The 24,342-nt window shown below is 57.3% G+C and carries 21 protein-coding genes; 11 read left to right on the top strand and 10 right to left on the bottom strand.

The features are described 5' to 3' along the window. The first annotated feature begins 67 nt into the window (after window positions 1–67). From dalD to AC6I8V_RS14035, 3 genes are read left to right on the top strand one after another with little or no spacing between them, the layout of a single operon-like run. Complete coding sequence (gene dalD, locus AC6I8V_RS14045) at window positions 68–1,462, top strand: D-arabinitol 4-dehydrogenase (RefSeq protein ID WP_497842873.1); 1,395 nt, start codon at window positions 68–70, stop codon at window positions 1,460–1,462. A gap of 10 nt (window positions 1,463–1,472) precedes the next feature. Continuing rightward, the gene (xylB, locus tag AC6I8V_RS14040) at window positions 1,473–2,942 is read left to right on the top strand and encodes a xylulokinase (RefSeq protein ID WP_497842872.1); all 1,470 of its coding nucleotides are present in this window, start codon (window positions 1,473–1,475) and stop codon (window positions 2,940–2,942) included. 21 nt (window positions 2,943–2,963) lie between these two features. Continuing rightward, on the top strand, window positions 2,964–4,244 hold the full coding sequence (locus tag AC6I8V_RS14035) for an MFS transporter (protein WP_497842871.1): 1,281 nt from the start codon (window positions 2,964–2,966) through the stop codon (window positions 4,242–4,244). A gap of 30 nt (window positions 4,245–4,274) precedes the next feature. Here AC6I8V_RS14035 and AC6I8V_RS14030 read toward each other — a convergent pair whose 3' ends face one another. Next, window positions 4,275–5,171 carry a TIGR01777 family oxidoreductase gene (locus AC6I8V_RS14030; protein ID WP_497842870.1) on the bottom strand — a complete coding sequence of 299 codons (897 nt, stop codon included), beginning with the start codon at window positions 5,169–5,171 and terminating at the stop codon, window positions 4,275–4,277. 204 nt (window positions 5,172–5,375) lie between these two features. Between AC6I8V_RS14030 and yfcF the strand changes: the two genes are divergently transcribed. Together yfcF and yfcD are read left to right on the top strand one after the other, a co-directional pair. Then, a complete protein-coding gene (gene yfcF / locus AC6I8V_RS14025) occupies window positions 5,376–6,017 on the top strand; it encodes a glutathione transferase (RefSeq protein WP_497842869.1) in 642 nt (213 codons plus the stop codon). Window positions 6,018–6,127: 110 nt separating this feature from the next. Beyond that, the gene (gene yfcD, locus AC6I8V_RS14020; protein ID WP_497842868.1) at window positions 6,128–6,670 is read left to right on the top strand and encodes an NUDIX hydrolase YfcD; all 543 of its coding nucleotides are present in this window, start codon (window positions 6,128–6,130) and stop codon (window positions 6,668–6,670) included. 30 nt (window positions 6,671–6,700) lie between these two features. Here the strand turns inward: yfcD and AC6I8V_RS14015 are convergent, their stop codons facing one another. From AC6I8V_RS14015 to AC6I8V_RS14000, 4 genes are all read right to left on the bottom strand, one after another. Further along, window positions 6,701–7,528 (bottom strand): ABC transporter permease, encoded by an 828-nt coding sequence (locus AC6I8V_RS14015; protein ID WP_497842867.1) that lies wholly within the window; start codon window positions 7,526–7,528, stop codon window positions 6,701–6,703. Window positions 7,529–7,540: 12 nt separating this feature from the next. Further along, entirely contained in the window at window positions 7,541–8,809 is a 1,269-nt protein-coding gene (locus tag AC6I8V_RS14010; protein WP_497842866.1) for an ABC transporter permease, read from the bottom strand. A 106-nt stretch (window positions 8,810–8,915) separates the two neighbouring features. Continuing rightward, window positions 8,916–9,941: an ABC transporter substrate-binding protein gene (locus AC6I8V_RS14005; RefSeq protein WP_497842865.1), complete on the bottom strand. Its 1,026-nt coding sequence runs from the start codon at window positions 9,939–9,941 to the stop codon at window positions 8,916–8,918. A 117-nt stretch (window positions 9,942–10,058) separates the two neighbouring features. Next, on the bottom strand, window positions 10,059–11,318 hold the full coding sequence (locus AC6I8V_RS14000; RefSeq protein ID WP_497842864.1) for a 4-aminobutyrate--2-oxoglutarate transaminase: 1,260 nt from the start codon (window positions 11,316–11,318) through the stop codon (window positions 10,059–10,061). A gap of 122 nt (window positions 11,319–11,440) precedes the next feature. Here AC6I8V_RS14000 and pdxR point away from each other — a divergent pair, with 122 nt between their 5' ends. After that, window positions 11,441–12,940: a MocR-like pyridoxine biosynthesis transcription factor PdxR gene (gene pdxR, locus AC6I8V_RS13995; RefSeq protein WP_497842863.1), complete on the top strand. Its 1,500-nt coding sequence runs from the start codon at window positions 11,441–11,443 to the stop codon at window positions 12,938–12,940. Window positions 12,941–13,020: 80 nt separating this feature from the next. Here pdxR and AC6I8V_RS13990 read toward each other — a convergent pair whose 3' ends face one another. Then, window positions 13,021–13,152 carry a hypothetical protein gene (locus tag AC6I8V_RS13990; RefSeq protein ID WP_497842862.1) on the bottom strand — a complete coding sequence of 44 codons (132 nt, stop codon included), beginning with the start codon at window positions 13,150–13,152 and terminating at the stop codon, window positions 13,021–13,023. A 66-nt stretch (window positions 13,153–13,218) separates the two neighbouring features. Between AC6I8V_RS13990 and AC6I8V_RS13985 the strand changes: the two genes are divergently transcribed. After that, entirely contained in the window at window positions 13,219–14,304 is a 1,086-nt protein-coding gene (locus AC6I8V_RS13985; protein WP_497842861.1) for an ABC transporter ATP-binding protein, read from the top strand. Between the two features lie 145 nt (window positions 14,305–14,449). Here AC6I8V_RS13985 and pta read toward each other — a convergent pair whose 3' ends face one another. Both pta and ackA read right to left on the bottom strand, forming a co-directional pair. After that, on the bottom strand, window positions 14,450–16,594 hold the full coding sequence (gene pta / locus AC6I8V_RS13980) for a phosphate acetyltransferase (RefSeq protein WP_497842860.1): 2,145 nt from the start codon (window positions 16,592–16,594) through the stop codon (window positions 14,450–14,452). 70 nt (window positions 16,595–16,664) lie between these two features. Next, on the bottom strand, window positions 16,665–17,867 hold the full coding sequence (gene ackA / locus AC6I8V_RS13975; protein WP_497842859.1) for an acetate kinase: 1,203 nt from the start codon (window positions 17,865–17,867) through the stop codon (window positions 16,665–16,667). Between the two features lie 339 nt (window positions 17,868–18,206). Between ackA and yfbV the strand changes: the two genes are divergently transcribed. From yfbV to AC6I8V_RS13960, 3 genes are all read left to right on the top strand, one after another. After that, on the top strand, window positions 18,207–18,659 hold the full coding sequence (gene yfbV / locus AC6I8V_RS13970) for a terminus macrodomain insulation protein YfbV (RefSeq protein WP_497842858.1): 453 nt from the start codon (window positions 18,207–18,209) through the stop codon (window positions 18,657–18,659). A gap of 151 nt (window positions 18,660–18,810) precedes the next feature. Further along, complete coding sequence (locus AC6I8V_RS13965) at window positions 18,811–19,305, top strand: YfbU family protein (protein ID WP_497842857.1); 495 nt, start codon at window positions 18,811–18,813, stop codon at window positions 19,303–19,305. Window positions 19,306–19,319: 14 nt separating this feature from the next. Next, entirely contained in the window at window positions 19,320–19,979 is a 660-nt protein-coding gene (locus AC6I8V_RS13960; protein WP_497842856.1) for a sugar phosphatase, read from the top strand. Between the two features lie 45 nt (window positions 19,980–20,024). Here AC6I8V_RS13960 and yfbR read toward each other — a convergent pair whose 3' ends face one another. Together yfbR and AC6I8V_RS13950 are read right to left on the bottom strand one after the other, a co-directional pair. Next, entirely contained in the window at window positions 20,025–20,624 is a 600-nt protein-coding gene (yfbR, locus tag AC6I8V_RS13955) for a 5'-deoxynucleotidase (RefSeq protein ID WP_497842855.1), read from the bottom strand. A 69-nt stretch (window positions 20,625–20,693) separates the two neighbouring features. Further along, on the bottom strand, window positions 20,694–21,911 hold the full coding sequence (locus tag AC6I8V_RS13950) for a pyridoxal phosphate-dependent aminotransferase (RefSeq protein ID WP_497842854.1): 1,218 nt from the start codon (window positions 21,909–21,911) through the stop codon (window positions 20,694–20,696). Between the two features lie 968 nt (window positions 21,912–22,879). Here AC6I8V_RS13950 and lrhA point away from each other — a divergent pair. Continuing rightward, entirely contained in the window at window positions 22,880–23,803 is a 924-nt protein-coding gene (lrhA, locus tag AC6I8V_RS13945) for a transcriptional regulator LrhA (protein WP_007889314.1), read from the top strand. Window positions 23,804–24,342: the final 539 nt, after the last annotated feature.

Below are 24,342 nucleotides of genomic sequence, written 5' to 3'. Positions count from 1 at the left end.
GACGACTATGCTACACGCAATCGGGCAAATGCCCTCACTTGTGGCAAATGTTTAATTCGAGGCGACTATGAGCAATAAATCGGTGTGGATGCATATCGGAGCAGGATCTTTTCATCGGGCGCATCAGGCGTGGTATCTGCATAAACTGCGCGAGCAGGGCGACGACAGCTGGAGCATCGCCCTTGGCAACATCCGCAATGATGCGGTACCGCTGCTGACGCAGCTGGCGGCGCAGAACGGCGAATATGTGCTGGAAACGGTCACGCCGGAGGGGGAGCGGCAGTACGAAACCATCACCTCGCTGCGCAAAATTCTGCCGTGGGACAGCGACATCAGCGCGCTGGTGGCCCAGGGGGCGCAGGCGGACACCCGCGTCATTGGCTTCACCGTGACTGAAGCCGGTTATTACCTGACGCCGGAACATGAGCTGGACCTCAGCCAGAGCGATATCCGGGCGGATCTGCAAGGAGATATCCGCACCCTGTACGGCGCGCTGGCGCGTATCCTGGCCCAGCGCATCGCGCAGGGCGGGGCGCCAGTAACCTTGCTCAACTGCGACAACCTGCGCCATAACGGAGAACGCTTCCGCCACGGTTTCCTCGCCTTCCTCGCCGCCAAAGGGGATGAGGCGCTGGCCCGCTGGGTCCGTGACAACACCACCTCGCCGAACACCATGGTGGATCGCATCACGCCACGCCCGACGCCGGAGGTGGCAGAACGGGTCAAAGCCGCCACCGGTAAAGAGGACGCGGTGCCGGTTATGGCGGAATCCTTTATTCAGTGGGTGATTGAGGATGACTTTATTGCCGGGCGTCCGGCGCTGGAACAGGTGGGGGTGGAGCTGGTGGCGTCGGTGCTGCCGTGGGAAGAGGCGAAAATCCGCATCCTCAACGCCACCCATGCCGCCATTGCCTGGGCAGGGACACTGACCGGCCACAACTACATTGACGACAGCACACGCCAGCCCGCCATTTATCAGCTGGCGTACGACTACGTCACCCAGGATGTGATCCCGTCGCTGTCGCCCAGTCCGCTCGACCTTGCCGATTATCGGGATGTGGTGCTGGCGCGCTTTAGCAATCCCTACATCAAAGACACCAACCAGCGCGTCGGTGCTGATGGCCTGTCAAAAATCCCCGGCATGGTCACCCCAACCCTGCGCGAATGTTATCAGCGTGGCGTCACGCCGCACGCCACCGCGGTGCTGCCCGCCTTGTTCTTCCTGTTCCTGCAACGCTGGGCGAATAACGATCTGCCTTATCCCTATCAGGATGGCGTGTTGCAGGTTCAGAGCCTGCGCCAGCAGTTTGCCAGCGCCGATCCGCTGCACGTTTATGTCAGCGACAGCGCGTTGTTTGGCGAGCTGGCACAGGATGGCGCATTCCACGCGCTGATGAAGCAGAGCGTGGCAGCGCTACAACGCTGGCTGCGCCAGCCCGAACAGCAGCTGACCACGGTGTAAGGAGCGCGACATGTATCTCGGTATCGATATTGGCACCTCAGAGCTGAAGGCGCTGATCATCAATCAACAGGGCGATATCGTCGCCTCAGAGCACGCCACGCTGAGCGTGCAGCGCCCGCATCCGCACTGGGCGGAGCAGGAGCCGCAGCACTGGTGGCAGGCGTGTGAACAGGTGGTGGCGGCGTTACGTCAGCAGCAACCTGACGCCTGGAGCGCAATTCGCGCCATTGGTCTGTCTGGCCAGATGCATGGCGCGGTGCTGCTGGATGCGCAGGGCGAGGTGCTGCGTCCCTGCATCCTGTGGAATGACACCCGCAGCGCGGCGCAGTGTGACGCGCTGCGCCGCCAGCATCCGCAGATGATGACTGTCGCCGCCAATATGATCATGCCCGGTTTCACCGCGCCCAAATTGCGCTGGGTGGCCGAGCATGAACCGGACATCTTCCGCCGCATCGATAAAGTGCTGCTGCCGAAGGATTACCTGCGCTGGCGTCTGACCAGGCGCTTTGTCAGCGAACCTTCCGATGCGGCGGGCACCCTGTGGCTCGATGTGGCGCAGCGTGACTGGTCAGATGCGCTGCTGGCGAGCTGCGGTCTGACGCGCGCCAATATGCCAGCGCTGGTGGAAGGCAGCGCCATCAGCGCCCGCCTGTCGCCGCCGCTGGCAAGCCGCTGGGGCTTATCGGCGTCGGTCATCGTGGCGGGCGGTGGCGGTGACAATGCCGCCTCGGCGGTGGGGGTTGGCGCGGTGAATCCGGGCGACGCCTTTATCTCCCTCGGTACCTCCGGGGTGATTTTTGTCGTCGGCGACCGGCTACAGGCCGATCCGCAATCTGGCGTGCACGCCTTTTGTCATGCGCTGCCGGGCCGCTGGCATCAGATGAGCGTGATGCTGAGCGCCGCCAGCTGCCTGCGCTGGCTGTGCAATCTGTTGTCGGTCAGCGAGGCGCAGCTGATGGAGGAGATGGCGCAGCTCACGCCAGACCAGCTGCGTCGCGCGCCGCTGTTTCTGCCTTATCTGTCCGGCGAACGTACGCCGCACAACGATCCGCAGGCGTCCGGCGCCTTCTTCCAGCTGCGCCACGAAACGCCGCGGGCGTTGCTGGGGTACGCGGTGATTGAAGGGGTGGCGTTTGGGCTGGCGGATGGTATGGCGGTGCTGGGCGATGCGCGTCGGCAGATCCGCGAATGCAGTCTGACCGGGGGCGGTGCGCGCAGCACGCTGTGGGCGCAGCTGATCGCCGATGTGCTGGATCTGCCGATTGTCACCCATCCGGCCAGTGCAGCTGGCGCGCTCGGGGCGGCACGTCTGGCGTGGCTGGCCGCAGGCGGCGATGAAGCGCAGGTGTGCCTGAAACCGCCGGTGCAGGCGCGTTACCAGCCGGATGCCGCGCGGGGGGCACTGCTGCAACAGCGGCTGCGCCTGTTCCGCGAACTCTATGCCCAACAGCAGCAGATCCGTGCGCTGCTGCCTGACTAACCGAACAGAAGGATACAGGTGATGCAATCGAACGAATACTGGTTTGGCTTGCCGAAAAAAATGTTCTGGGGCTTCCTCGCCATCGCCATTTTTATGGCGGGCGACGGCTTCGAAATGGCGTTTCTCTCGCGCCATATCACCGATATGGGCTTCTCACCGGCGCAGTCGGCGGTGGTGTTTACCTTTTATGGCCTGGCGGCGGCGCTGGCGGCCTGGGCATCCGGGGTGGTGGCGGAGTTGATCACCCCGCAGCGCGCGATGCTAATCGGTTTTGTGTTGTGGATAGTGATGCACACGCTGTTTATGTCGCTTGGCCTGGGGATGCGTAACTATCCGCTGATGGTGCTGTTCTACGGTATCCGCGGCCTGGCCTATCCGCTGTTTATCTACTCGTTCATGATGATGCTGGTGCAGGTGCTGCCGCGTGAAAAACTGGCGGCGGCCACCGGCTGGTTCTGGGCGATGTATTCGGTGGGGATTGGCGTGATCGGCAGCTACCTGCCGAGCCTGACCATCCCGATGCTGGGTGAAACCGGTACGCTGTGGCTGGCCATCGGCTGGGTGGCGTGCGGCGGGGTGCTGGCGTTCTTTAGCCTGCGCAATGTGCCGGTGGACCGTTCGCGGGTGCATCTGCCGCTGCGCGATAAAATGACTGAGATGTCGCGCGCCGTCACCATCCTGTTCACCAATCAGCATGTGTTTTATGCCTGCCTGATCCGCATTATCAACACGCTGTCGCTGTTCGGCTTCGCCATTATCATGCCGTTGCTGTTTGTCGATCGCCTGGGCTTTACCATCTCGGAGTGGCTGCAAATCTGGGCGGTGTTCTTCTTTGTCACCATCTTCACCAACATCTTCTGGGGCATTACCGGCGAGAAGCTGGGCTGGATCCGTCAGGTGCGCTGGTTCGGCTGTCTTGGTATGGCGATCTCCAGCCTGGCGTTTTACTACCTGCCGCTGTATGCCGGGCATAACTTCTGGGTCGCGCTGATTCCGGCGGTGCTGCTGGGGATTTTTGTCGCCGCCTTTGTGCCGATGACGGCAGTGTTCCCGACGCTGGAGCCGCAGCATAAAGGGGCGGCGGTATCGATCTACAACCTGTCGGCCGGGCTGAGCAACTTTGTCGCGCCTGCCATTGCCTCGGTGCTGTTGCCGTTCTTCGATATTGTCGGCGTGGTGTGGGCCTACACCGGGTTGTATCTGTTTGCCGGTGTGCTGACCTTTATTATCCGGGTGCCGCAGCCGGGTCATACCCATGCACCAGCCGCGGTGAAATCGCGCGTGGCGCAGCAACGCAGCTAAAAAAGCGGGGAGCCAGCCGGCTCCCCGTCGTTAGGCTGCGGTATCCTGTAGGGCTTCCTCCAGGTCATACCAGCGAAAGCCAAAACCGGACTCCTCCAGCCGTTTCGGCAGCACATGCTGACCGCCAAGCACCAGCACCGCGGATTCGCCCATCATCAGTTTGATGGCGCTGGCGGGGGTGCGCATAAACGCCGGACGGTGCATCACATGGCCGAGGGTGGCGGCAAACTGTTCATTGCGTACCGCGTACGGCGACACCAGATTGAACGGTCCCTGGAGCGCGCTGTTATCAATCAGCCACCAGATGGCGTTCACCAGGTCATCAATATGGATCCACGGCAGATATTGTTTGCCGCTGCCAATCGGGCCACCAACGCCAAGTTTGAACGGCAGCTTCATCTTCGCCAGCGCACCTCCTTCTTTCGCCAGCACTACGCCGGTGCGCAGCAGGCAGACCCGGGTACGATCGCTTTGCGCCGCCAGTGCCAGCTGTTCCCAGCGCGCGCATAACGTATGGGTGAACTCTTCATGGCCGGGATCGTCTTCGGTCAGCACCAGATCGCCGGTATCGCCATAGAAACCGGTGGCGGAACCGGAGATCAAAAACTGTGGCGGCTGGCTGCTGGCATTGATCAGCGATACCAGCCGTTCGGTAATCTGCCAGCGGCTTTCGCACAGTAATTGTTTTTGTTCGGCGGTCCAGCGCTTGTCGGCAATGGGTTCGCCAGCGAGGTTAATGACGCCATCCACGCCGTTGAGATCCTGCTGCTGCGCCAGGCCGGACCAGCAGGCGACGCGCGGGTCGAGCTTTTCGCGTGCCGCTGCCACATCCCGCGTCACCACGCTGACCTGATGACCGAGTTGCAGCAGGCGCGGGATCAGATGGCGGCCAATTAATCCGGTGCCGCCGGTAATAAGCAGATGCATGTTGAGCCTCCTTATGCCTTGTTATGTGCTCAGTTTCAGCATAGAAGAGAAGCGCCCGGCTGACGTGACCGCGGCGACGCTTACGATGAAAAAACCGTAGTCTGCGCTGGTCGTACCGCACGCAGATCCGACCTGCCTGGCATTGCCTTCATAAATAAAAATCGGTAAACATGAAGCACACCTGACGCACATCCGAGGCAGCCGATGAATTACCCGAACATGACGTTGTGGTCCGATGCTTCTTTCTTTAGCCCTTATGCCATGTCGGTCTACGTAGCGCTGACCGAGAAGGGCATCCCCTTTACCCTGAAACGCGTTGATTTATCGCGCAATGCGCAATGGGATGACGAGTATCGTGCGCTGTCGCTCACCTGCCGGGTGCCGATGCTGCAAATTGACGATCTGATCCTGAATGAATCATCGGCGATTGCCGAATATCTCGAGGAGCGTTTTCCGGCGCCGGAATATGAACGCCTCTATCCGCGCGATCGCGAAAAACGCGCCCATGCGCGCGAGATTCAGGCCTGGCTGCGCAGCGATCTGATGGCAATCCGCCAGGAGCGTCCCACCGAGGTGTTGTTTGCCGGTGAACGTTTCGCGCCCTTGAGTCCGGCAGGAGAACAGGCGGCACAGAAGCTGATCGCCGCCGTGCAGCGCCTGTTGCCGGATGGGCAACAAAATCTGTTTGGGGAATGGTCGCTCGCCGATACCGATCTGGCGGTGATGATTAATCGTCTGGCGCTGCACGGCGACGCATTGCCGGTGAAGTTACAGCACTACGCCGAATTCCAGTGGCAGCGTGCTTCGGTGCAGCTGTGGCTGGCAGAATCGGGCAGGCAACGCTAAGCACGATCAACGCTTGCGATGGGGAAAAGAACACTTTACCTTACCGCACACTCTAATAAAGAACAGTAAACAGGCGCGTGCCCGGCACGCCTAACAGAAAAGGGTTACGGATGGTGGATCAACCTGCAGATGACGGTATTGAATGGGTAGATATCGTTAGCGAAGAGAATGAAGTGATTGCGCAGGCCAGCCGTGCACAGATGCGTGCACAGTGTTTGCGTCATCGCGCCACTTATATTGTGGTGCATGACGGCATGGGCAAAATTCTGGTGCAGCGTCGTACTGAAATCAAAGACTTCATGCCCGGCAAACTCGATGCCACCGCCGGTGGCGTGGTGCAGACCGGTGAAGATCTGCTGGAATCAGCACGTCGTGAAGCGGAAGAAGAACTGGGTATCGCCGATGTGCCCTTTGCTGAGCACGGCAAATTCTACTTCGAAGATGAACATTGCCGCGTCTGGGGCGGACTGTTCAGCTGCGTCTATCACGGTCCTTTTGCCATGCAGGAGGAGGAGGTGGATGAGGTGTTCTGGATGACGCCGGAAGAGATCACCGCCCGCTGTGACGAATTCACCGATGATTCACTGAAAGCCCTGTCGCTGTGGCTGAGTCGCAATAGCGAAGCGCAGCGCAGAAAGCAGAGCGAAGCCTAAAAAAAGGCGCCGCTTGCGGCGCCTTTTGCGTTAATGGGCGGGATGCGACTGACGCATACGCTCACCCCGCCGCCGCAGGATCTCCATCACAATCAACAGCACCAGCGATGCGGCAATCATCAGCGTGGCCGCGGCCGCAATCGTCGGATCGAGGTTCTCGCGGATACCGGCGAACATCTGAATCGGCAGGGTGCGCTGGCTCGGGCTGGCGAGGAACAGCGTCACCACCACTTCATCAAATGAGGCGGCAAAGGCAAACAGCGCGCCCGAAAACACCCCTGGCGCAATCAGCGGCAAGGTGATTTTGCGGAAAGTCAGCAGCGGCGACGCACCGAGACTGGCGGCAGCGCGCGACAGGTTAGTGTCGTAACTTTTCAGGACCGCCACCACGGTAATCACCACAAACGGCACGCCGAGCAGGGTATGCGCCAGCACCAGGCCGAGATAGCTGTTCAGCAGCGACAGACGGGCAAAGAAGAAAAACATCCCCACGGCGATGATCACCACCGGCGCCACCATCGGCGAGATAATGATCGCCATCACGATGCCCTTGCCTCGAAACTCACCGCGCACCAGACCCATTGAGGCCAGCACGCCGAGCACCGTGGCGAGCAGCGTCGCCAGCGGTGCAATCAGCAGGCTGTTGCCGAGCGCGCCCAGCCACTCCTGCGAATGAAAGAAGGTTTGATACCAGCGCAGCGAAAAGCCGCTCAGCGGGTAGCTGAGGAACGAGCTGGCGTTAAACGACAGCGGCACAATCACCAGCACCGGCAGGATTAAAAACAGCAGCACCGCCGCACCATAGAAGTTGAAGAGTGCGCCCCACAGGCGCAGCAGGGTAGAACCTTGTTGTCTCATCTTCATCGCTCCTTAACGCGCCGCCGCAGCTGCGGGGGTACGGGTTACCCGAACATAAACGATATACAGCAGCATCACGATAATCAGCAGCTGGCTGCCGAGCGCGGCGGCCATGCCCCAGTTCATGGTGCTGTTAGTAAAGAAGGCCACAAAGTAGCTCACCATCTGATCGTCCGGGCCGCCGAGCAGCGCCGGGGTGACGTAATAGCCAATCGCCATCATAAATACCAGCAGCGCCCCGGCGGTGATCCCGGCGAAGGTTTGCGGGACATAGATGCGCCAGAAGGCGAGAAACGGATGTGCGCCGAGGGAGATCGCCGCCCGCATATAGCTCGGCGAAATGCCTTTCATCACCGCATACAGCGGCAGCACGATAAACGGCAGCAGGATGTGGGTCATCGAGATATAGACGCCAACGCGGTTGAACACCAGCGTCAGCGGATGATCAATCAGGCCGATGCCGAGCAGCGCACGGTTGATCAGCCCCCCCGATTGCAGCAGCACGATCCAGCTGGCGGTGCGCACAATCAACGAGGTCCAGAACGGCAGCAGCACCATGATCATCAGCAGATTGGCGCGGCCGGAAGGCTGTTTTGCCAGCCAGTAAGCGAGGGGATAGCCGATGCCGACGCACAGCAGCGTCACCACCGTCGCCATCCACAGGGTGCGCAGCAGCACGTTGACGTACAGCGCCTGATCGGCAGGCTGGCTGACGATGGCGCCGCTCTGGATATCCACTTTGCGGTCAAACACCGACAGCAGGTAAAGGCTGGTCAGCGGCTTCGATGCGCGTTGCAGCGTGCGCCAGGTGGTGATATCGCCCCACAGCGGTTGTTTGGCAATCAGGGTATTTTTCACCTCCACGCCATCGGCCGGGGCCAGACGCGGGACGGCAAGGATCAGGCGACGGTAGCTGGCATCTTCATAGCTGAGGCGTTTGGCCACGCTGGCGATTTGTCCCTGGTCGCGGGCGGCGATTAACTCTTTCACCAGCAATTCATATACCCGTTCGTCCGGCAACGCTTTGCCCGGCCACTGCTGCAACGCTTTGCTGGTTTGCGGCAGCGCCTCCGGCAGTTCCGGGTTATTGAGGCTTTGGCTGAGGATCGAACCGATAGGAAATAAAAAGCAGACCACCACGAACACCAGCAAGGGTGCAATCAGCAGCAGCGAACGCCGGGTTCTGGCCAGCTCGCTGCGTTGCAGACGCTGGCGCAGGGTCGGGACGCGCGAGGTACGCACCGATTGTGCTGGGGGATCCAGAACGGGATTTTGGCTCATGGCAGGACTCCTGCGGCCTGATGGCCGCGATTACAGATTTTTGTAGGGTGCGCATTGATGCGCACCGAACGGACTCACCCTGGTCGGCATAAATGCCGCCCCTACATTATTTGGCGGCCCAGCTGTTAAAGCGCTGTTCCAGTTCTTCGCCGTGCTCCAGCCAGAAATTGGCATCCACCTGTACCGATTTCGCCAGGTTGTCCGGCGAGGTTGGCAGCTGAGCTAAGCGCTCAGGCGCCAGCAGCTTGCCGGCTTTGATGTTGGTCGGGCCGTAAGGGATATTTTCGGCATAGACTTTCTGGTTTTCCGGCTGGTTAGCGAAGGCAATAAACTGCTCGGCCAGATCCTTGTGTTTCGACCCTTTGACGATGGCCCAGTTATCCAGGTCATACAGGCCGCCATCCCAGACGATTTTGAAGTTGTGGCCTTCCGCCTGCGCAGTGCCGACGCGGCCGTTATAGGCGGAGGCCATCACTACATCGCCGGATACCAGCCATTGCAGCGGCTGAGCGCCGGATTCCCACCACTGAATATTTGGTTTCAGCTGGTCGAGCTTTTTAAAGGCGCGATCGACACCAGCCGGGGTTGCCAGCACTTTGTAGACATCTTCGCGCTTCACGCCATCGGCCATCAGCGCGATTTCGAGGGTATATTTCGCGCTCTTACGCAGCGCGCGTTTGCCAGGGAATTTCTGCACATCCCAGAAATCGGCCCAGCTGGTAGGGGCGGTTTTCAGTTTGTCGGCATCGTAGGTCAGCACGGTGGACCAGACAAAAATCCCGGCGCCGCATTCGCTTACGCTGCCAGGAATAAAGTCACTGGTTTTACCCAGCTTGTTCCAGTTGAGGGTCTCGAACAGGCCTTCTTCGCAGCCGCGCAGCAGTTCCGGGGTTTCCAGCTCGACAACATCCCAGCCGACCTGTTTGGTTTCTACCATGGCACGGATACGCGCCATCTCGCCGTTATATTCGCCCGCGTCGATGGTGCCTTTCCCGGCGGCGGTAAACGGTTTATAGAATGCTTTGTCCTGGGCGTCCTTGTTGGTGCCGCCAAAAGAGATCACAGTCAGGGTTTCTGCCTGTGCCTGCAATGCTACGGCAGCGAAAATGAGTACAGCTAACTTTTTAACCATCCCACAACTCCTGAATTATTATTGATGTGCAGGCGAACCTGCGTATTGTTTGCAATGCAGCTTTTATGCCAGGTACCGGTGCGTGACGGGAACGACGTCGCGCACCGGGGGAGAGACTTAGTGTTTTGCCAGAATGCCGGTCAGCAGTTGCAATGCGCTGTTGAACTGCGCGTCCGGAATGGTGAGCGGGTAAAGGAAGCGGATGACGTTGCCGTGCACGCCGCAGGTCAGCAGAATCAACCCCTGCGCCAGCGCCTGTTGCTGGATGGCGCGGGCGATATCCGCCGACGGCTTGCCGCTGGCATCGTTAAACTCGGCGGCGATCATCGAACCACGCCCGCGAACTTCCGCCAGCGCGCGGCAGCCCGCGCTCTGCAAGGTTTCAATTAACCGGCCGCCGAGCTGGCTGGCGCGCTGGCACAGTTGTTCTTCCTCGATGACGTCGAGCACCGCGTGCGCGGCCGCAATCGCTGGCGGGCTACCGGCGTAGGTGCCGCCCAGGCCGCCCGGCTGCGGGGCATCCATCACCTCAGCGCGACCGGCGACTGCCGACAGCGGCATCCCGCCTGCCAGGCTTTTCGCCATAGTGATCAGATCAGGTTTTACGTCGTAGTATTCGCTGGCGAACAGCTTGCCGGTGCGGGCGAAGCCGCTCTGGATCTCATCGGCAATCAGCAGAATGCCGTGCTGATCGCACAGTTTACGCAGCGCGCTGACGAATTCCGGCGGCGCGACGTTGAAACCGCCTTCACCCTGAATCGGCTCAAAAATGATCGCCGCCACCTGCTGCGGGCTGATATCGCAGCGGAAAATCGCCTCAATGCTCTCCAGGGCCGCCTCAACGCTGTGACCATACAGCGCGTTGGGATAGCGGGCGTGGAACACCGAACTGGCGAACGGGCCGAAACCGGTTTTATACGGCGTCACTTTGCCGGTCAGCGTCATGGTCATATGGGTGCGGCCATGAAACGCGCCGGTGAAGGCGATGATGCCCGGACGTCCGGTGGCGGCGCGGGCAATTTTCACCGCGTTTTCTACCGCTTCGGCGCCGGTGGAGAAAAACGTGGTTTTAGCCGGACCGGCAACCGGTACGCGCTCGTTAAGGCGCTCCGCCAGGCTGATGTAGTTCTCGTAAGGGATAATCTGGAACGCGGTGTGGGTGAAGCAATCCAGCTGCTGTTTCACCGCCGCCATCACCTTCGGATGGCGGTGGCCGGTGTTCAGCACCGCGATGCCTGCGCTGAAATCGGTATATTCACGGCCCTGATGATCCCAGAGCGTGGCGTTTTCCGCTTTCACGGCATAGAAATCGCACATCACACCGACGCCACGAGGGGTGGCGTTTAAACGACGTGCCTGTAATTCGCTGTTACTCATAGCTCAACCTCATCATGTGATTCGCCGACTGACTTCACGCCGGAAAATTGCCCTGCTTGCTTTTTAGCGTTTTCAGGGTTTTATAATCCAGAGCCAGTTTTTTTTATTTTGAGGTACCAATTTTGCGCAGCTTACTGGGTGACCTGCTGTTTCAGCGTTTAAATCAGCTTTCCGGCGGCCCGTTGGCGAAGCGCCTGTATGACGTTTTGCAGGGTGCGATTCAGGAAGGGGCCATTGCCACCGGCGTGCGGCTGCCCGCCAGCCGTGACCTGGCGCGCGAGCTGTCGGTGTCGCGCAATACCGTGCTGGCGGCCTACGAAAAATTGCAGTCGGAAGGCTACCTGGAGACGCGTACCGGAAGTGGTACCTTCGTCAGCCTGGTGTTGCCGGAGGAAAGCCCGGAAGTGGCTCCTGTCCAGACGGCGCCGCGTGCGCGCGGGATGAACACCATCCGCCTGTCGCGACGCGGCACCCGGCTGCTGTCGCAGAGCGGCGCCGGCGCGTTTCAGTGGGGGGCGTTTATGCCCGGCGTACCGGATGTCAGCCATATGCCGCACGACATTTGGCGCAAAATCCAGCTGCGCATCAGCCGCCGTCTGCCGGTGGAATCTCTCAGCTATGCCAACCACGGCGGCTGCGTCGAGCTGCAACAGGCGCTGGCCGAGTATCTGCGGGTGATCCGCTCGGTCAACTGCACCGCCGAGCAGGTGCTGGTGACGGCGGGTACCCACCAGTCGCTCGATTTGCTGGCGAAAATGCTGTGCGATCCGGGCGACAGCGCGCTGGTGGAGGAGCCAGGCTACTGGGGCATCCGCAATGTGCTGGCGGTCAATGGCATCGAGCTGATCCCGACCGAAGTGGACGATCAGGGGCTGGTGCTGCCGCCGGAGCAGAGCGACCGCGCGGCGCCGCGGCTGATTTGCGTCACCCCATCGCACCAGTATCCGCTTGGGGCGGTGATGAGCCTGCAACGCCGTCACGAGTTATTAAACCGCGCCAAAAGTACCGGCAGCTGGGTGGTGGAGGATGATTACGACGGTGAGTTTCGCTTTGCCGGCAGCCCGATTCCGGCGTTGCAGGGACTGTCGCCGGATGCGCCGGTGATTTATCTCGGCACCTTCAGCAAGACGCTCTATCCGGGGATTCGCCTGAGTTACATGGTGGTGCCGAAGCCGCTGGCGGCGCGCATGAAAATGGCCCATTCCGAGCTGTATCGCGGCGGGTACGGTCTGGTGCAGCTGACGCTGGCGGAATTTATTCGTGAAGGGCATTACGCGGCGCACGTCCGCCGGATGCGTCAGATTTACAGCCGCCGTCGCGCGGCGCTGGTGGCGCTGATTACCGAGACCCTTGGCGCGTCCTGGGTGGTGCACAACAGCAACGCCGGGCTGCACCTGATCCTCGGTCTGCCGGAGAGCATCGACGATGTCGCCTTCAGCGCCGAGCTGGAGCAAAACGGCGTCCTGACCCGGCCCCTCTCCTCGTACTACCAGCGCGGCACGCTGCGGCGCGGGTTGCTGCTCGGCTATGCCTGCGTGGACGAAGCGCAGATGGCCACTGCCTTTGCGCCGATTTTGCAGCGCCTGCAACATCACCTCAAAACCTTTCCCGTCACGCTTTAATCCATGCGGCGCCCTGTCACGGTGCAGGGCACGTAATCAGTGCAATCGGCCTAATGCTAACAATTCATTAACATCACTTTTTAAAATACAATAAAAATCAATAGCCTGCGATTTTCATCGCCTGCTGATTTTGTTTTGAAATTGTCAAATTTCGCTTGTGTTCCTGAAATGCGTTGTGGTAGTGCTAAAAAAAGAGCCGCCAGCAAGCGCATGTTGACCCTGTTCATGCATGAATTGTGCCGGAGTTATTTTTCCTTCACGCTTTACGAGAGAACGTCATGAGAAATTTCGTTAGTTTCAGGAACATAAAAAAGAGTTACGACGGCGACAAGCTGGTGGTGCGTAACCTCAATCTTGACGTGGAGGAGGGCGAATTTCTCACGCTGCTGGGTCCCTCCGGCTCCGGCAAAACCACCAGTCTGATGATGCTGGCGGGATTCGAAACGCCCACCGACGGCGAGATTTTACTGCGTGATAAACCGCTGCATACGCTGCCGCCGCACCAGCGTGATATCGGCATGGTGTTCCAGAACTACGCGCTGTTCCCCCACATGACGGTGGCGGAAAATCTTGCGTTTCCGCTGTCGATCCGCCGCATGAACAAAGCGGATATCAAATCACGCGTCGCTCGCGTGCTGGATATGATCAAACTCACCTCGCTGGCGGATCGTTATCCGGCGCAAATGTCCGGCGGGCAACAGCAACGCGTGGCCCTGGCGCGTGCGCTGGTGTTTGAGCCGAAACTGGTGTTGATGGATGAGCCACTCGGCGCGCTGGATAAGCAGCTGCGCGAACATATGCAGATGGAGATCAAGCAGTTACACGATATGCTGGGGCTGACTATCGTTTATGTGACGCACGATCAAAGCGAAGCCATGACCATGTCCAATCGGGTGGCGGTGTTTAACGATGGCATGATCCAGCAGATGGATAGCCCCGACAAACTTTACGAGCAGCCGGAGAATGCGTTTGTTGCGCAGTTTATCGGTGAAAACAATAGCTTACTCGGGACCCAGGTGGCCCAGAACGGCGATTTTTATCAGGTGAAGCTGGACGACGGCACCGAGCTGGCAGCGCTGAAAGTTCGTCCCAGTTCGCCGGGTAAAAAGATCCAGCTCAGCATTCGGCCGGAGCGCGTTAACGTCAACGCGCCGGAGCAGGGCGATCAAATTGTGCAGGCGCAGATCCAGCAGTTTATCTACCTCGGCGACCATGTACGTATGCTGACCAGCGTGGCAGGACAGGAGAACTTTATGGTGAAGCTGTCGCCGTCGAAGATGGATAAACGCTGGCAGCCGGGCGCCCAGGTGACGCTGTCGTGGCAGCCGCAGCATCTGCGCGCGCTGGATGTGATGTTGCAATAAACCCATTGCACCGACCGGGCATTGCGCGATAAATCCGGGGTTTCCTGGTCGGCATAACTGCCGACCCTGCGCCAGGGCGCGGATTTTTGGCAAGGCATAAAAAAGGCGTCCCGCAGGACGCCTTAAACGCGTTTAAAGACCGGAATCAGCCTTCAGCCTGCTGCGACTGAATCGCCGTCAGGGCGATGGTGTAGACGATATCATCTACCAGCGCACCGCGTGACAGGTCGTTCACCGGCTTACGCATACCCTGCAACATCGGCCCGATGGAGATCAGGTCGGCTGAACGTTGCACCGCTTTGTAAGTGGTGTTGCCGGTGTTCAGGTCCGGGAAGATAAACACGGTGGCGCGGCCTGCAACCTGCGAGTTCGGCGCTTTCGATTTTGCCACGTCTTCCATGATGGCGGCGTCATACTGCAACGGACCGTCGATCACCAGATCCGGGCGTTTTTCCTGGGCGATACGTGTCGCTTCACGCACTTTCTCAACGTCGCTACCGGCACCGGAGTTACCGGTGGAGTAGGAGATCATCGCAACGCGCGGATCGATACCGAAGGCTTTAGCAGAATCTGCGGACTGGATGGCGATTTCGGCCAGCTGTTCCGGGTTCGGGTCCGGGTTGATGGCGCAGTCGCCATACACCAGCACCTGCTCCGGCAGCAGCATAAAGAACACCGACGAAACCAGCGAGCTGTTCGGCGCGGTTTTGATCAGCTGCAACGGCGGACGGATGGTGTTGGCGGTGGTGTGCACTGCGCCAGAGACCAGGCCGTCGACTTCGCCTCTTTCCAGCATCATGGTGCCGAGCACCACGTTGTCTTCCAGCTGCTCCTGCGCAACCACTTCGGTCATGCCTTTGCTCTTACGCATCTCGACCAGGCGCGGTACGTAGTTCTCACGCACCACTTCCGGATCGACAATCTCGATACCTTTGCCCAGTTCGACGCCCTGCGCCGCCGCAACGCGCTGGATCTCGTCCGGGTTGCCCAGCAGTACGCAGGTCGCGATGCCGCGTTCGGCACAGATGGCTGCCGCTTTTACGGTACGCGGCTCGTCGCCTTCCGGCAGCACGATGCGTTTGCCCGCTTTGCGCGCCAGCTCGGTGAGCTGATAACGGAAGGCTGGCGGCGACAGACGACGGCTGCGCTCGGAGGTGGCGGTGAGCGATTCAATCCAGTCGTTGTTGATGTAGCTGGCAACGTACTCCTGCACTTTTTCGATGCGCTGGGTATCGTCTGACGGCACTTCAAGGTTGAAGCTTTGCAGGCTGAGCGAGGTCTGCCAGGTGTTGGTTTTCACCATAAAGACCGGCAGGCCGGTCTGGAACGCGCGTTCACACAGACGGCCAATACGCTCGTCAATCTGATAGCCACCGGTCAGCAGGATGGCGCCGATTTCCACGCCGTTCATCGCGGCGAGGCAGGCGGCCAGCAGCACGTCCGGGCGGTCTGCCGAGGTTACCAGCAGTGAACCCGGGCGGAAGTGCTCCAGCATATGCGGAATGCTGCGCGCACAGAAGGTGACGGATTTAACCCGGCGGGTCTGGATATCCCCTTCGTTGATGATGTCGGCGTTCAGGTGGCGACACATATCAATCGCGCGGGTGGCGATCAGGTCGAAGCTCCAGGGTACGCAGCCCAGCACCGGCAGCGGGCTGTTGGCAAACAGCAGCTTCGGATCGATGTTGGCGATATTCGCTTTGGAGGAGTCGTCAAAGATCTCTGACAAATCCGGGCGCGTGCGGCCCTGTTCATCCACCGGGGCATTCAGTTTGTTGATGATCACGCCGGTGATGTTTTTGTTTTTGCTGCCGCCGAAGCTGCTTTGCGTCAGTTCGATACGTTCTTTCAGCTGGGCCGGAGAATCGTTGCCCAGCGCCGTGACAAACACGATTTCCGCGTTGAGGGTTTTGGCGATTTCATAGTTCAGGGCGGAAGCAAACTGATGTTTGCGTGTCGGCACCAGACCTTCAACCAGCACCACTTCAGCGTCTTTGGTGTTTTCGTGGTAGCGGGCGATGATCTCTTCCATCAGTACGTCCTGCTGGTTAGAACCCAGCAGTGACTCAACACGGGACATCAGCAGCGGTTCAGCTGCCGGGATCGTGGAGTTCTTACGAATGATGGTGGTGGTCTGGTCAGGGGTATCGCCACCGGTACGCGGCTGCGCGATGGGTTTGAATACGCTCAGGCGCACGCCTTTGCGCTCCATCGCACGGATCACGCCAAGGCTGACGCTGGTCAGACCGACGCTGGTGCCGGTAGGAATAAGCATAATTGTACGTGACACAGTAGAACCTCTCTGGTGTGGCAGGATCTCAAAACAACTCCGTCAGCCTGAGCTGACGGAGAGAAACATTTTACGCGGTGAGACGCGCAGCGTCCTGGGCGATGACCAACTCTTCGTTGGTGGGGATAACCACCGCCGGGCGGGTTCCTTCTTTGTTGATAAAGCCGGATTTACCGAAACGCGCCGCCAGGTTGCGTTCGTGATCCACTTCGAAGCCCAGCAGGCCGAGTTTTTGCAACGACAGCTCACGCACCATCGCCGCATTCTCACCGATACCGCCGGTGAACACTACGGCATCCAGACGGCCTTCCATCAGTGAGGTGTAGCTGCCGATGTACTTGGCCAGACGGTGGCAGAACACGTCCATCGCGCGTTTGGCGTCTTCTTTCGTCGCGTAGTTATCTTCCACGTAACGGCAGTCGCTGGTGACTTCGGTCAGACCCAGCAGGCCGGACTCTTTGGTCAGCAGTTTGTTGATGGCGTCAACGCTCATGCCGAGGGTGTCGTGCAGGAAGAAAACGATGGCCGGATCGATGTCGCCGCTGCGGGTGCCCATGACCAGACCTTCCAGCGGCGTCAGACCCATTGAGGTATCCACGCACACGCCGTTACGGATGGCAGAAACGGAACCGCCGTTGCCGAGGTGGCAGGTGATCACGTTCAGCTCGCTCACCGGTTTACCCAGCATTTTGGCGGCTTCCTGCGTCACATAGTAGTGGCTGGTACCGTGCGCGCCATAGCGACGTACGCCGTGTTCTTTATACAGTTTGTACGGCAGGGCGTAGAGATAAGACTCTTCCGGCATTGTCTGATGGAATGCTGTGTCAAAAACCGCCACATTTTTATCTGACAGATGTGGGAAGTTTTTCATCGCTTCGTCGATACCGATCAGATGCGCCGGGTTGTGCAGCGGAGCAAATGAAGACGCATCTTTGATGCCCTGGATCACGGCTTCGTCGATGATCACGGATTTGGTCAGCTGCTCGCCGCCATGCACGATGCGATGGCCGATTGCAGCGATTTGTGCCGAAAGCTCTGGTTTTTGTGCCAGAATAGTTTTAACAATGAAGTTGAGGGCTTCGCTGTGCGCCGCACCTGCACCCAGAGGGGCTTCCTGTTTGCTACCGTCCAGTTTCCATTTGATGCGCGCTTCCGGCAGGTGGAAGCATTCAGCCAGACCGGAAAGATATTCGTCGCCACTGGCGGGGTTGAGGATGGCAAACTTGAGAGAGGAGCTGCCGCAGTTCAGAACCAGAACTAACTTCGTCGACATGGAAGTACCTATTTTGTTAAATAGTGGCTAAAAATAACGCAATCAGACTAACAGCGTAGCCCATGAATGCTGGTAGATTAATGATTAACATCATGCGGTAGTCAAAAAGAGAACGGTCCGCAAAAAATTTAAGTAATTTTACGCAAATTTTTGAAATTTGCTTAGCGAAACATGTCTGTGTAACGCGCTTTAATTGAGCAGAAGCTTCCGGTAATGTTGCTAAAACGGCGTCAGAATACCGACTGTGACCTTTAAAGACAAAAACTTTTGAAGAATGTCACGTAAAGTTGTGTAGTTATCAAATTTTTTTAAATGTTGTAGTAATAGTTGAGGTCTACCATGGCGAATGATACAGGTAATACCGGCTGGTTCGGCTTATTTCAGCGCGGCCAGCACTATATGAAGACCTGGCCAGCCGATAAACGCCTGGCGCCGGTGTTTCCCGAAAATCGCGTGGCGACGGTGACCCGTTTTTCCATTCGCTTTATGCCGCCTCTGGCGATCTTTACCCTTAGCTGGCAAATCGCGCTCGGAGGACAGCTGGGGCCGGCGGTGGCTACCGCGCTGTTTGCCTGTAGCCTGCCAATGCAGGGCCTGTGGTGGCTGGGTAAACGCTCGGTAACGCCGTTGCCGCCAACCTTACTGCAATGGTTCCACGAAGTACGCGCCAAACTGGAAGAAGCCGGACAGGCGATTGCTCCGGTTGAAGGCAAGCCGACTTACCAGGCACTGGCCGATGTGCTGAAGCGCGCGTTTAAGCAGCTGGATCGCACTTTCCTCGACGATCTTTGATCTCCAGAGGCTTTCCGCTGCCACAGAATTTGCGCATTATCCCGGTTCAAATCAAAGAAAAGTGGTGCGGGCATACCCGCATCACCTCCCTTGTGCAATCATTTCTCCATTGGTTTAAATTTAGACGGTCGTAACGACCCTGGAGAACATCATGGAAATGACGCACGCACAGCGACTCATCCTGTCGAATCAATACAAAATGATGGCGATGCTGGAACCGGATAACGCCGAGCGTTATCGTCGCTATCAGACCATCATTGAACGTGGCTATGGCCTGCAACTGCGCGAACTGGACAAAGAGTTTGGTGAGCTGAGTGAAGCGACCTGCCGCACCTTAATCGACATTATGGAGATGCACCACGCGCTGCATGTCTCCTGGTCCAACCTCAAAGATCCTGCCTCGATTGAAGAACGCCGCCTGGCGTTTCTCGGCTTTGATGCCGCCACCGAAGCGCGTTATCTCGGCTATGTCCGCTTTATGGTCAATACCGAAGGGCGCTACACCCAGTTTGATTCCGGCACCCACGGCTTCAATGCGCAAACGCCGATGTGGGAAAAATACCAACGGATGCTGGCGGTGTGGCACACTTGCCCGCGTCAGTATCATTTAAGCGCGAACGAGATCGCGCAGATCCTCAATGCCTGAAGAAGGAGCAACGTGTGACGTACAGGGGTTTTCTGTTTGATTTAGATGGCACGCTGGTGGATTCACTGCCTGCTGTAGAGCGCGCGTGGACTCAATGGGGTGAACGCCATGGTTTTACGGCGGCAGAGATCCTGGGCTTCATTCATGGCAAACAGGCGATTACCTCGCTGCGCCATTTTCTGGCGGGACAGAGCGAGGAGATGATCCAGGCGGAGTTTACCCGCCTGGAACGCACGGAGGCGGAAGATACTGACGGCGTGCGTGCTTTGCCTGGCGCTAAAGCGCTGCTGGCGACGCTCGACGAGTTGCAGATTCCGTGGGCGATTGTGACCTCGGGTTCGGTCCCGGTAGCACATGCGCGTCACAAAGCCGCAGGACTGCCTGCGCCTGCCGCGTTTATTACCGCGGAGAATGTGCAACGGGGCAAGCCCGAGCCGGATGCCTATCTGCTGGGCGCGGAGAAGCTGGGGCTTGCCGCCAGCGACTGTGTGGTGGTGGAGGATGCGCCCGCAGGCGTGCTGGCAGGTCTCAATGCCGGTAGCGCGGTGATTGCGATTAACGCGCCGGAAGATACGCCGCGCCTGGGCGACGTGACTTTCCGTCTCACCACGCTGGAAGCGCTGGTGATTACCCGTGATGGCCGCGGCGGTTTTACTCTATCGCTGAAAGATTGAGCCATTTCCGCCCCTACAGGAGGACCCGGGATATAGCCTCGTTTGTTACAACGGCGTATCCTGGGAAATCTCATCCAGCGACAGACTGAAGCTGGGAATGAACACCTCAACAAAGTAATCCATCTCCGGCGAACGGCGTTGCGCGAGGGTTTTTTCCAGTCGCGCTTTCGCCAGCAGGAATTCATTATTCCCCGCCGACAACTCTTCAAGGCATTTTACGTACGCGCACAGGGCGTCGGCCTGCTTCACCACCGCCTGTTCGTCTTCGCCGTGCAGATGTTCATCCAGCAATGGACGCCATGCATCCTGCAATTCTGGCGGCAGCATCTCGATCAGCTTGTGCTGCGCGATCTTCTCAATCTTCTTGTATTCATGGGCAATCTGCGCGTTGTAATACTTCACCGGCGTCGGTAAATCACCGGTCAGCGCTTCGCTCGCATCGTGATACAGCGCCAGCATGGCAATACGCTCGGCATTCAGATTGCCGTTGAATTTTTTGTTCTTAATGATCGCCAGCGCATGGGCAACCATCGCCACCTGAAGGCTGTGTTCAGAGACGTTTTCAGTGCGCACGTTGCGCATCAGCGGCCAGCGGTTAATCAGTTTGAGGCGGGAGAGATGGGCGAAAAAGTGGCTACGGGTCATGGACGGCTCCTGTTCGCACGGCGGGGAGGGCGAACCCTCCCCGAAAACAGCGATTATACGCGCGTGCAGTTACTGGCGATACCCTTGCAGGAAGCGACCAAACTTGGTGATGGCCATTTCCAGGTCATCGACGCGCGGCAGGGTAACGATGCGCACATGATCCGGCCACGGCCAGTTAAAGGCGGTACCCTGAACCAGCAGCACTTTTTCCTGCAACAGGAAATCGAGCACCATCTTCTGATCGTCGAACAGGTTGAATTTCTTCGCATCGATTCGCGGGAACATATACAGCGCGCCCTGCGGCTTCACGCAGCTGACGCCAGGAATGTCATTGATCAATTCCCATGCGCGCTGGCGTTGTTCATACAGGCGGCCACCCGGCACGATAAATTCACTGATGCTTTGATAGCCACCCAGCGCGGTCTGGATTGCGTGCTGCGCCGGGACGTTCGCGCACAGACGCATCGAAGCCAGCATCTCCAGCCCTTCAATGTAACCTTTGGCGTGCTTTTTCGGACCGTTCAGCACCATCCAGCCCTGACGGAAACCGGCAACGCGATAGGTTTTGGACAGACCATTAAAAGTGACGGTTAACAGATCCGGCGCCAGCGCCGCAATCGAATGATGCTGGGACTCGTCGTACAGAATCTTGTCGTAAATCTCATCAGCAAAGATGATCAGGTTATGCTGACGGGCAATCTCAACAATTTCCAGCAGCAACTCTTTGCTGTACACCGCCCCGGTCGGGTTGTTCGGGTTGATGATGACGATGCCGCGCGTGCGCGGGGTGATTTTGCTGCGGATGTCGTCCAGATCCGGGAACCAGTCTGAGGATTCATCGCACAGATAATGCACCGCTTTACCGCTGGAAAGGGAAACGGCGGCAGTCCACAACGGATAATCCGGTGCGGGCACCAGCATCTCATCGCCGCTGTTCAGTAACGCCTGCATGGCCTGAACAATCAGCTCTGAAACACCGTTGCCGATATAGATATCTTCAACCGTCATGTCGCGCATCTCGCGCGCCTGATAATGCTGCATGATCGCTTTGCGCGCGGAGTAGAGACCTTTGGAGTCACAATAACCTTGTGCGCTGGGCAGGTTGCGGATCACATCAACCAGAATTTCATCGGGGGCTTCAAAACCAAACGGGGCAGGGTTGCCAATATTGAGTTTGAGAACTTTGTTGCCTTCTTCTTCGAGGCGTTTTGCCTCTTTCAGTACCGGGCCACGGATGTCATAGCAGACATTATCCAGCTTACCGGATTTATCAATTTGAAAATTCATCGCTACCGCCTTAACGGGCAGAGTCCATTAACCTGCCTCAAAAAACAAACCCGCCCAATTTACTCCTCTCCCCGTAACAAAAGAAGGGTAACGGCAGGTTTTGGCGCGTTTGGCAATTTTTTAGGCTGGCGCTGGGTGAAAAGACATTTTCTACTGATTAATCTGGATGAATAATCCAGTAAAGTTATCATGGATGATATTTCATGCTGAGTTGAATCGGGGGGACTGTAAACTCCCCAATCCAGGTACAAAAAGGCGGATTAAGAAAATTTTTATTCACAACTGCCGTCACGGGACATTAGCGACTTAATGAAATAGTTAAAGAATATTTGTCAGATGCCGAATAAATAATCATTACGGGTACAGCCCAGACTGGCGTCAGAAACTGTACTCGATTCTCATTCACTTTCAGCAGGCGTAACCAGGGACAGGGCAGGGGTGGTGCGGCACGGGCTATCGTCGTTAAATAGCATTTGCACTGAAACTTAAGCTATCGATATCAAGTTTAGGAACCTGGGGGGCTTAAAAAATGAGCAGGGTTGTGGCAGGATGTGCGGGAAATGGCTTTTGGTCAAAAATTACAGCGATTCCAATAAAAACATTTCCATTTTTGGCGCAAAAATGATTAAGTATAATTTATTATTTGATGCACTTTACCTCTTCGCATCAGCATAACATACAGTTATCACTTTTTTGACCCGCAGGGCTTTTTCGCGGGAAACAAGACGACTACACAGCTTCCTGCAATTGTGCGACTTACGCCTTCGGCCCAGGAATTGTTCTGTCTTCGTGACGCCGCTGCTCTGTTTTCAGAGTGACGTGATCGCTGGCATCCGCCTTAAACGGTTTTTTCATGACAGTCTCCACACAGGACTGTCATTAAGCACCATTACCTCTTATCCCTATGATAAGCAAGGTAATACACCAGGGTAGTAGTTTGTAAAAAATCTTATAAGTGAAGAAAAAACATGACTAATGCAAATCGTCCGATACTGAATCTCGACCTCGATCTGCTGAGAACTTTCGTCGCCGTTGCTGACCTTAACACTTTTGCAGCTGCCGCTGCGGCCGTGTGCAGAACGCAATCAGCAGTAAGCCAGCAGATGCAGCGTCTGGAACAATTGGTAGGTAAAGAGCTGTTTGCCAGACATGGACGTAATAAATTGCTGACGGAGCATGGCATACAACTGCTGGGCTACGCCAGAAAGATCCTTCGTTTTAACGACGAAGCTTGTACCTCTCTGATGTACAGCAATATTCAGGGCGTGCTGACCATTGGCGCTTCTGATGACACCTCAGACACCATTCTGCCATTCCTGCTCAATCGCGTGACGTCGGTCTATCCGAAGCTGGCGATTGATGTGCGAGTGAAGCGCAATCCATTCATGATGGAAATGCTGAATCAGGGTGAAGTGGATTTGGTGGTTACCACTTCCAGTCCGGGTAACTTCACCCATCAGGTACTGCGCACGTCGCCGACCTTGTGGTACTGCGCAGCCGACTACATCTTCCAGCGCGGTGAAGCGATTCCACTGGTGTTGCTGGATGAGCCAAGCCCGTACCGTGATATGGCGATTGATCATCTCAATGAAGCTGGCATTCCGTGGCGCATCTCGTATGTGGCCTCCACGCTGGCTGCGGTGCGTGCCGCCGTTAAAGCCGGACTTGGCGTCACTGCGCGTCCGGTGGAAATGATGAGCCCGGAACTGCGCGTTATGGGTGCGGCGGAAGGTTTGCCGGTGTTGCCGGATACGCAGTATCTGCTGTGCCGCAACCCGGACAGCGATAACGAGCTGGCGCTGGCAATCTTCAATGCCATGCAGTCAACCAACGATCCGTACAATCTGAGTGCGAATCCGGATGGGACTCTGCTGCTGGATGACGAAGAGTAGTCACAATCTGTGCTGGTAATCTTTCTCAAATAGAATACCGGCCAATTGTTAAAACACATATAAATAAGCCTTAGCGTGGATAATTCCCGCTAAGGCTTTTTTTATGGCAATTTAACCTGGTTTTTTTGCCACCATTTAGCTCCGAACAATTTCCCACCGCTATAAAAAATGAAATGCGTTTCATTTTCATCTTAACTGGAACGGTTTTGTCATTTCGTGCCCTCTCTTCCTGGGCGTCTGAGTAAGGTCATTGGCTTTTTTTACAGCAAAAAGCGTTGTTATGTGTCCTGGATCAAAAAAATAGCCATGAAAAGGACAAGGAAATCCGGTTAATACCTGTCAAAATATGATTGTTAAATGCACGATCCATGCATGTGAATACCCGCTACACTAAAATTAACCTCACAAACTGAAGCGATTTAGCTGGCATGATGGACCTTGTATGTTAATAATATGCTACAGATGTAAATTAATGATTGGATACTTTTGTCAAAGTTGACAAAAGGTTATAGAAAGGAGTAAAAACCCCTGTAAAAGTG

This window comes from Pantoea sp. X-Soil-TKNS-1207 (assembly GCF_059730485.1).
This window is presented reverse-complemented; position numbering and strand designations above follow the sequence as displayed.

Bases quoted from the DNA above. Each gene is read 5' to 3' on its own strand.
- AC6I8V_RS14015 (WP_497842867.1), bottom strand. From the start codon at position 7,528: ATGAGACAACAAGGTTCTACCCTGCTGCGCCTGTGGGGCGCACTCTTC.
- AC6I8V_RS14000 (WP_497842864.1), bottom strand. From the start codon at position 11,318: ATGAGTAACAGCGAATTACAGGCACGTCGTTTAAACGCCACCCCTCGT.
- ackA (WP_497842859.1), bottom strand. From the start codon at position 17,867: ATGTCGACGAAGTTAGTTCTGGTTCTGAACTGCGGCAGCTCCTCTCTC.
- yfbV (WP_497842858.1), top strand. From the start codon at position 18,207: ATGGCGAATGATACAGGTAATACCGGCTGGTTCGGCTTATTTCAGCGC.
- yfcD (WP_497842868.1), top strand. From the start codon at position 6,128: ATGGTGGATCAACCTGCAGATGACGGTATTGAATGGGTAGATATCGTT.
- AC6I8V_RS14030 (WP_497842870.1), bottom strand. From the start codon at position 5,171: ATGCATCTGCTTATTACCGGCGGCACCGGATTAATTGGCCGCCATCTG.
- yfcF (WP_497842869.1), top strand. From the start codon at position 5,376: ATGAATTACCCGAACATGACGTTGTGGTCCGATGCTTCTTTCTTTAGC.
- AC6I8V_RS14035 (WP_497842871.1), top strand. From the start codon at position 2,964: ATGCAATCGAACGAATACTGGTTTGGCTTGCCGAAAAAAATGTTCTGG.
- lrhA (WP_007889314.1), top strand. From the start codon at position 22,880: ATGACTAATGCAAATCGTCCGATACTGAATCTCGACCTCGATCTGCTG.
- yfbR (WP_497842855.1), bottom strand. From the start codon at position 20,624: ATGACCCGTAGCCACTTTTTCGCCCATCTCTCCCGCCTCAAACTGATT.
- AC6I8V_RS13965 (WP_497842857.1), top strand. From the start codon at position 18,811: ATGGAAATGACGCACGCACAGCGACTCATCCTGTCGAATCAATACAAA.
- AC6I8V_RS13950 (WP_497842854.1), bottom strand. From the start codon at position 21,911: ATGAATTTTCAAATTGATAAATCCGGTAAGCTGGATAATGTCTGCTAT.
- AC6I8V_RS13985 (WP_497842861.1), top strand. From the start codon at position 13,219: ATGAGAAATTTCGTTAGTTTCAGGAACATAAAAAAGAGTTACGACGGC.
- AC6I8V_RS13990 (WP_497842862.1), bottom strand. From the start codon at position 13,152: ATGCGCTTGCTGGCGGCTCTTTTTTTAGCACTACCACAACGCATTTCA.
- AC6I8V_RS14010 (WP_497842866.1), bottom strand. From the start codon at position 8,809: ATGAGCCAAAATCCCGTTCTGGATCCCCCAGCACAATCGGTGCGTACC.
- AC6I8V_RS14005 (WP_497842865.1), bottom strand. From the start codon at position 9,941: ATGGTTAAAAAGTTAGCTGTACTCATTTTCGCTGCCGTAGCATTGCAG.
- xylB (WP_497842872.1), top strand. From the start codon at position 1,473: ATGTATCTCGGTATCGATATTGGCACCTCAGAGCTGAAGGCGCTGATC.
- dalD (WP_497842873.1), top strand. From the start codon at position 68: ATGAGCAATAAATCGGTGTGGATGCATATCGGAGCAGGATCTTTTCAT.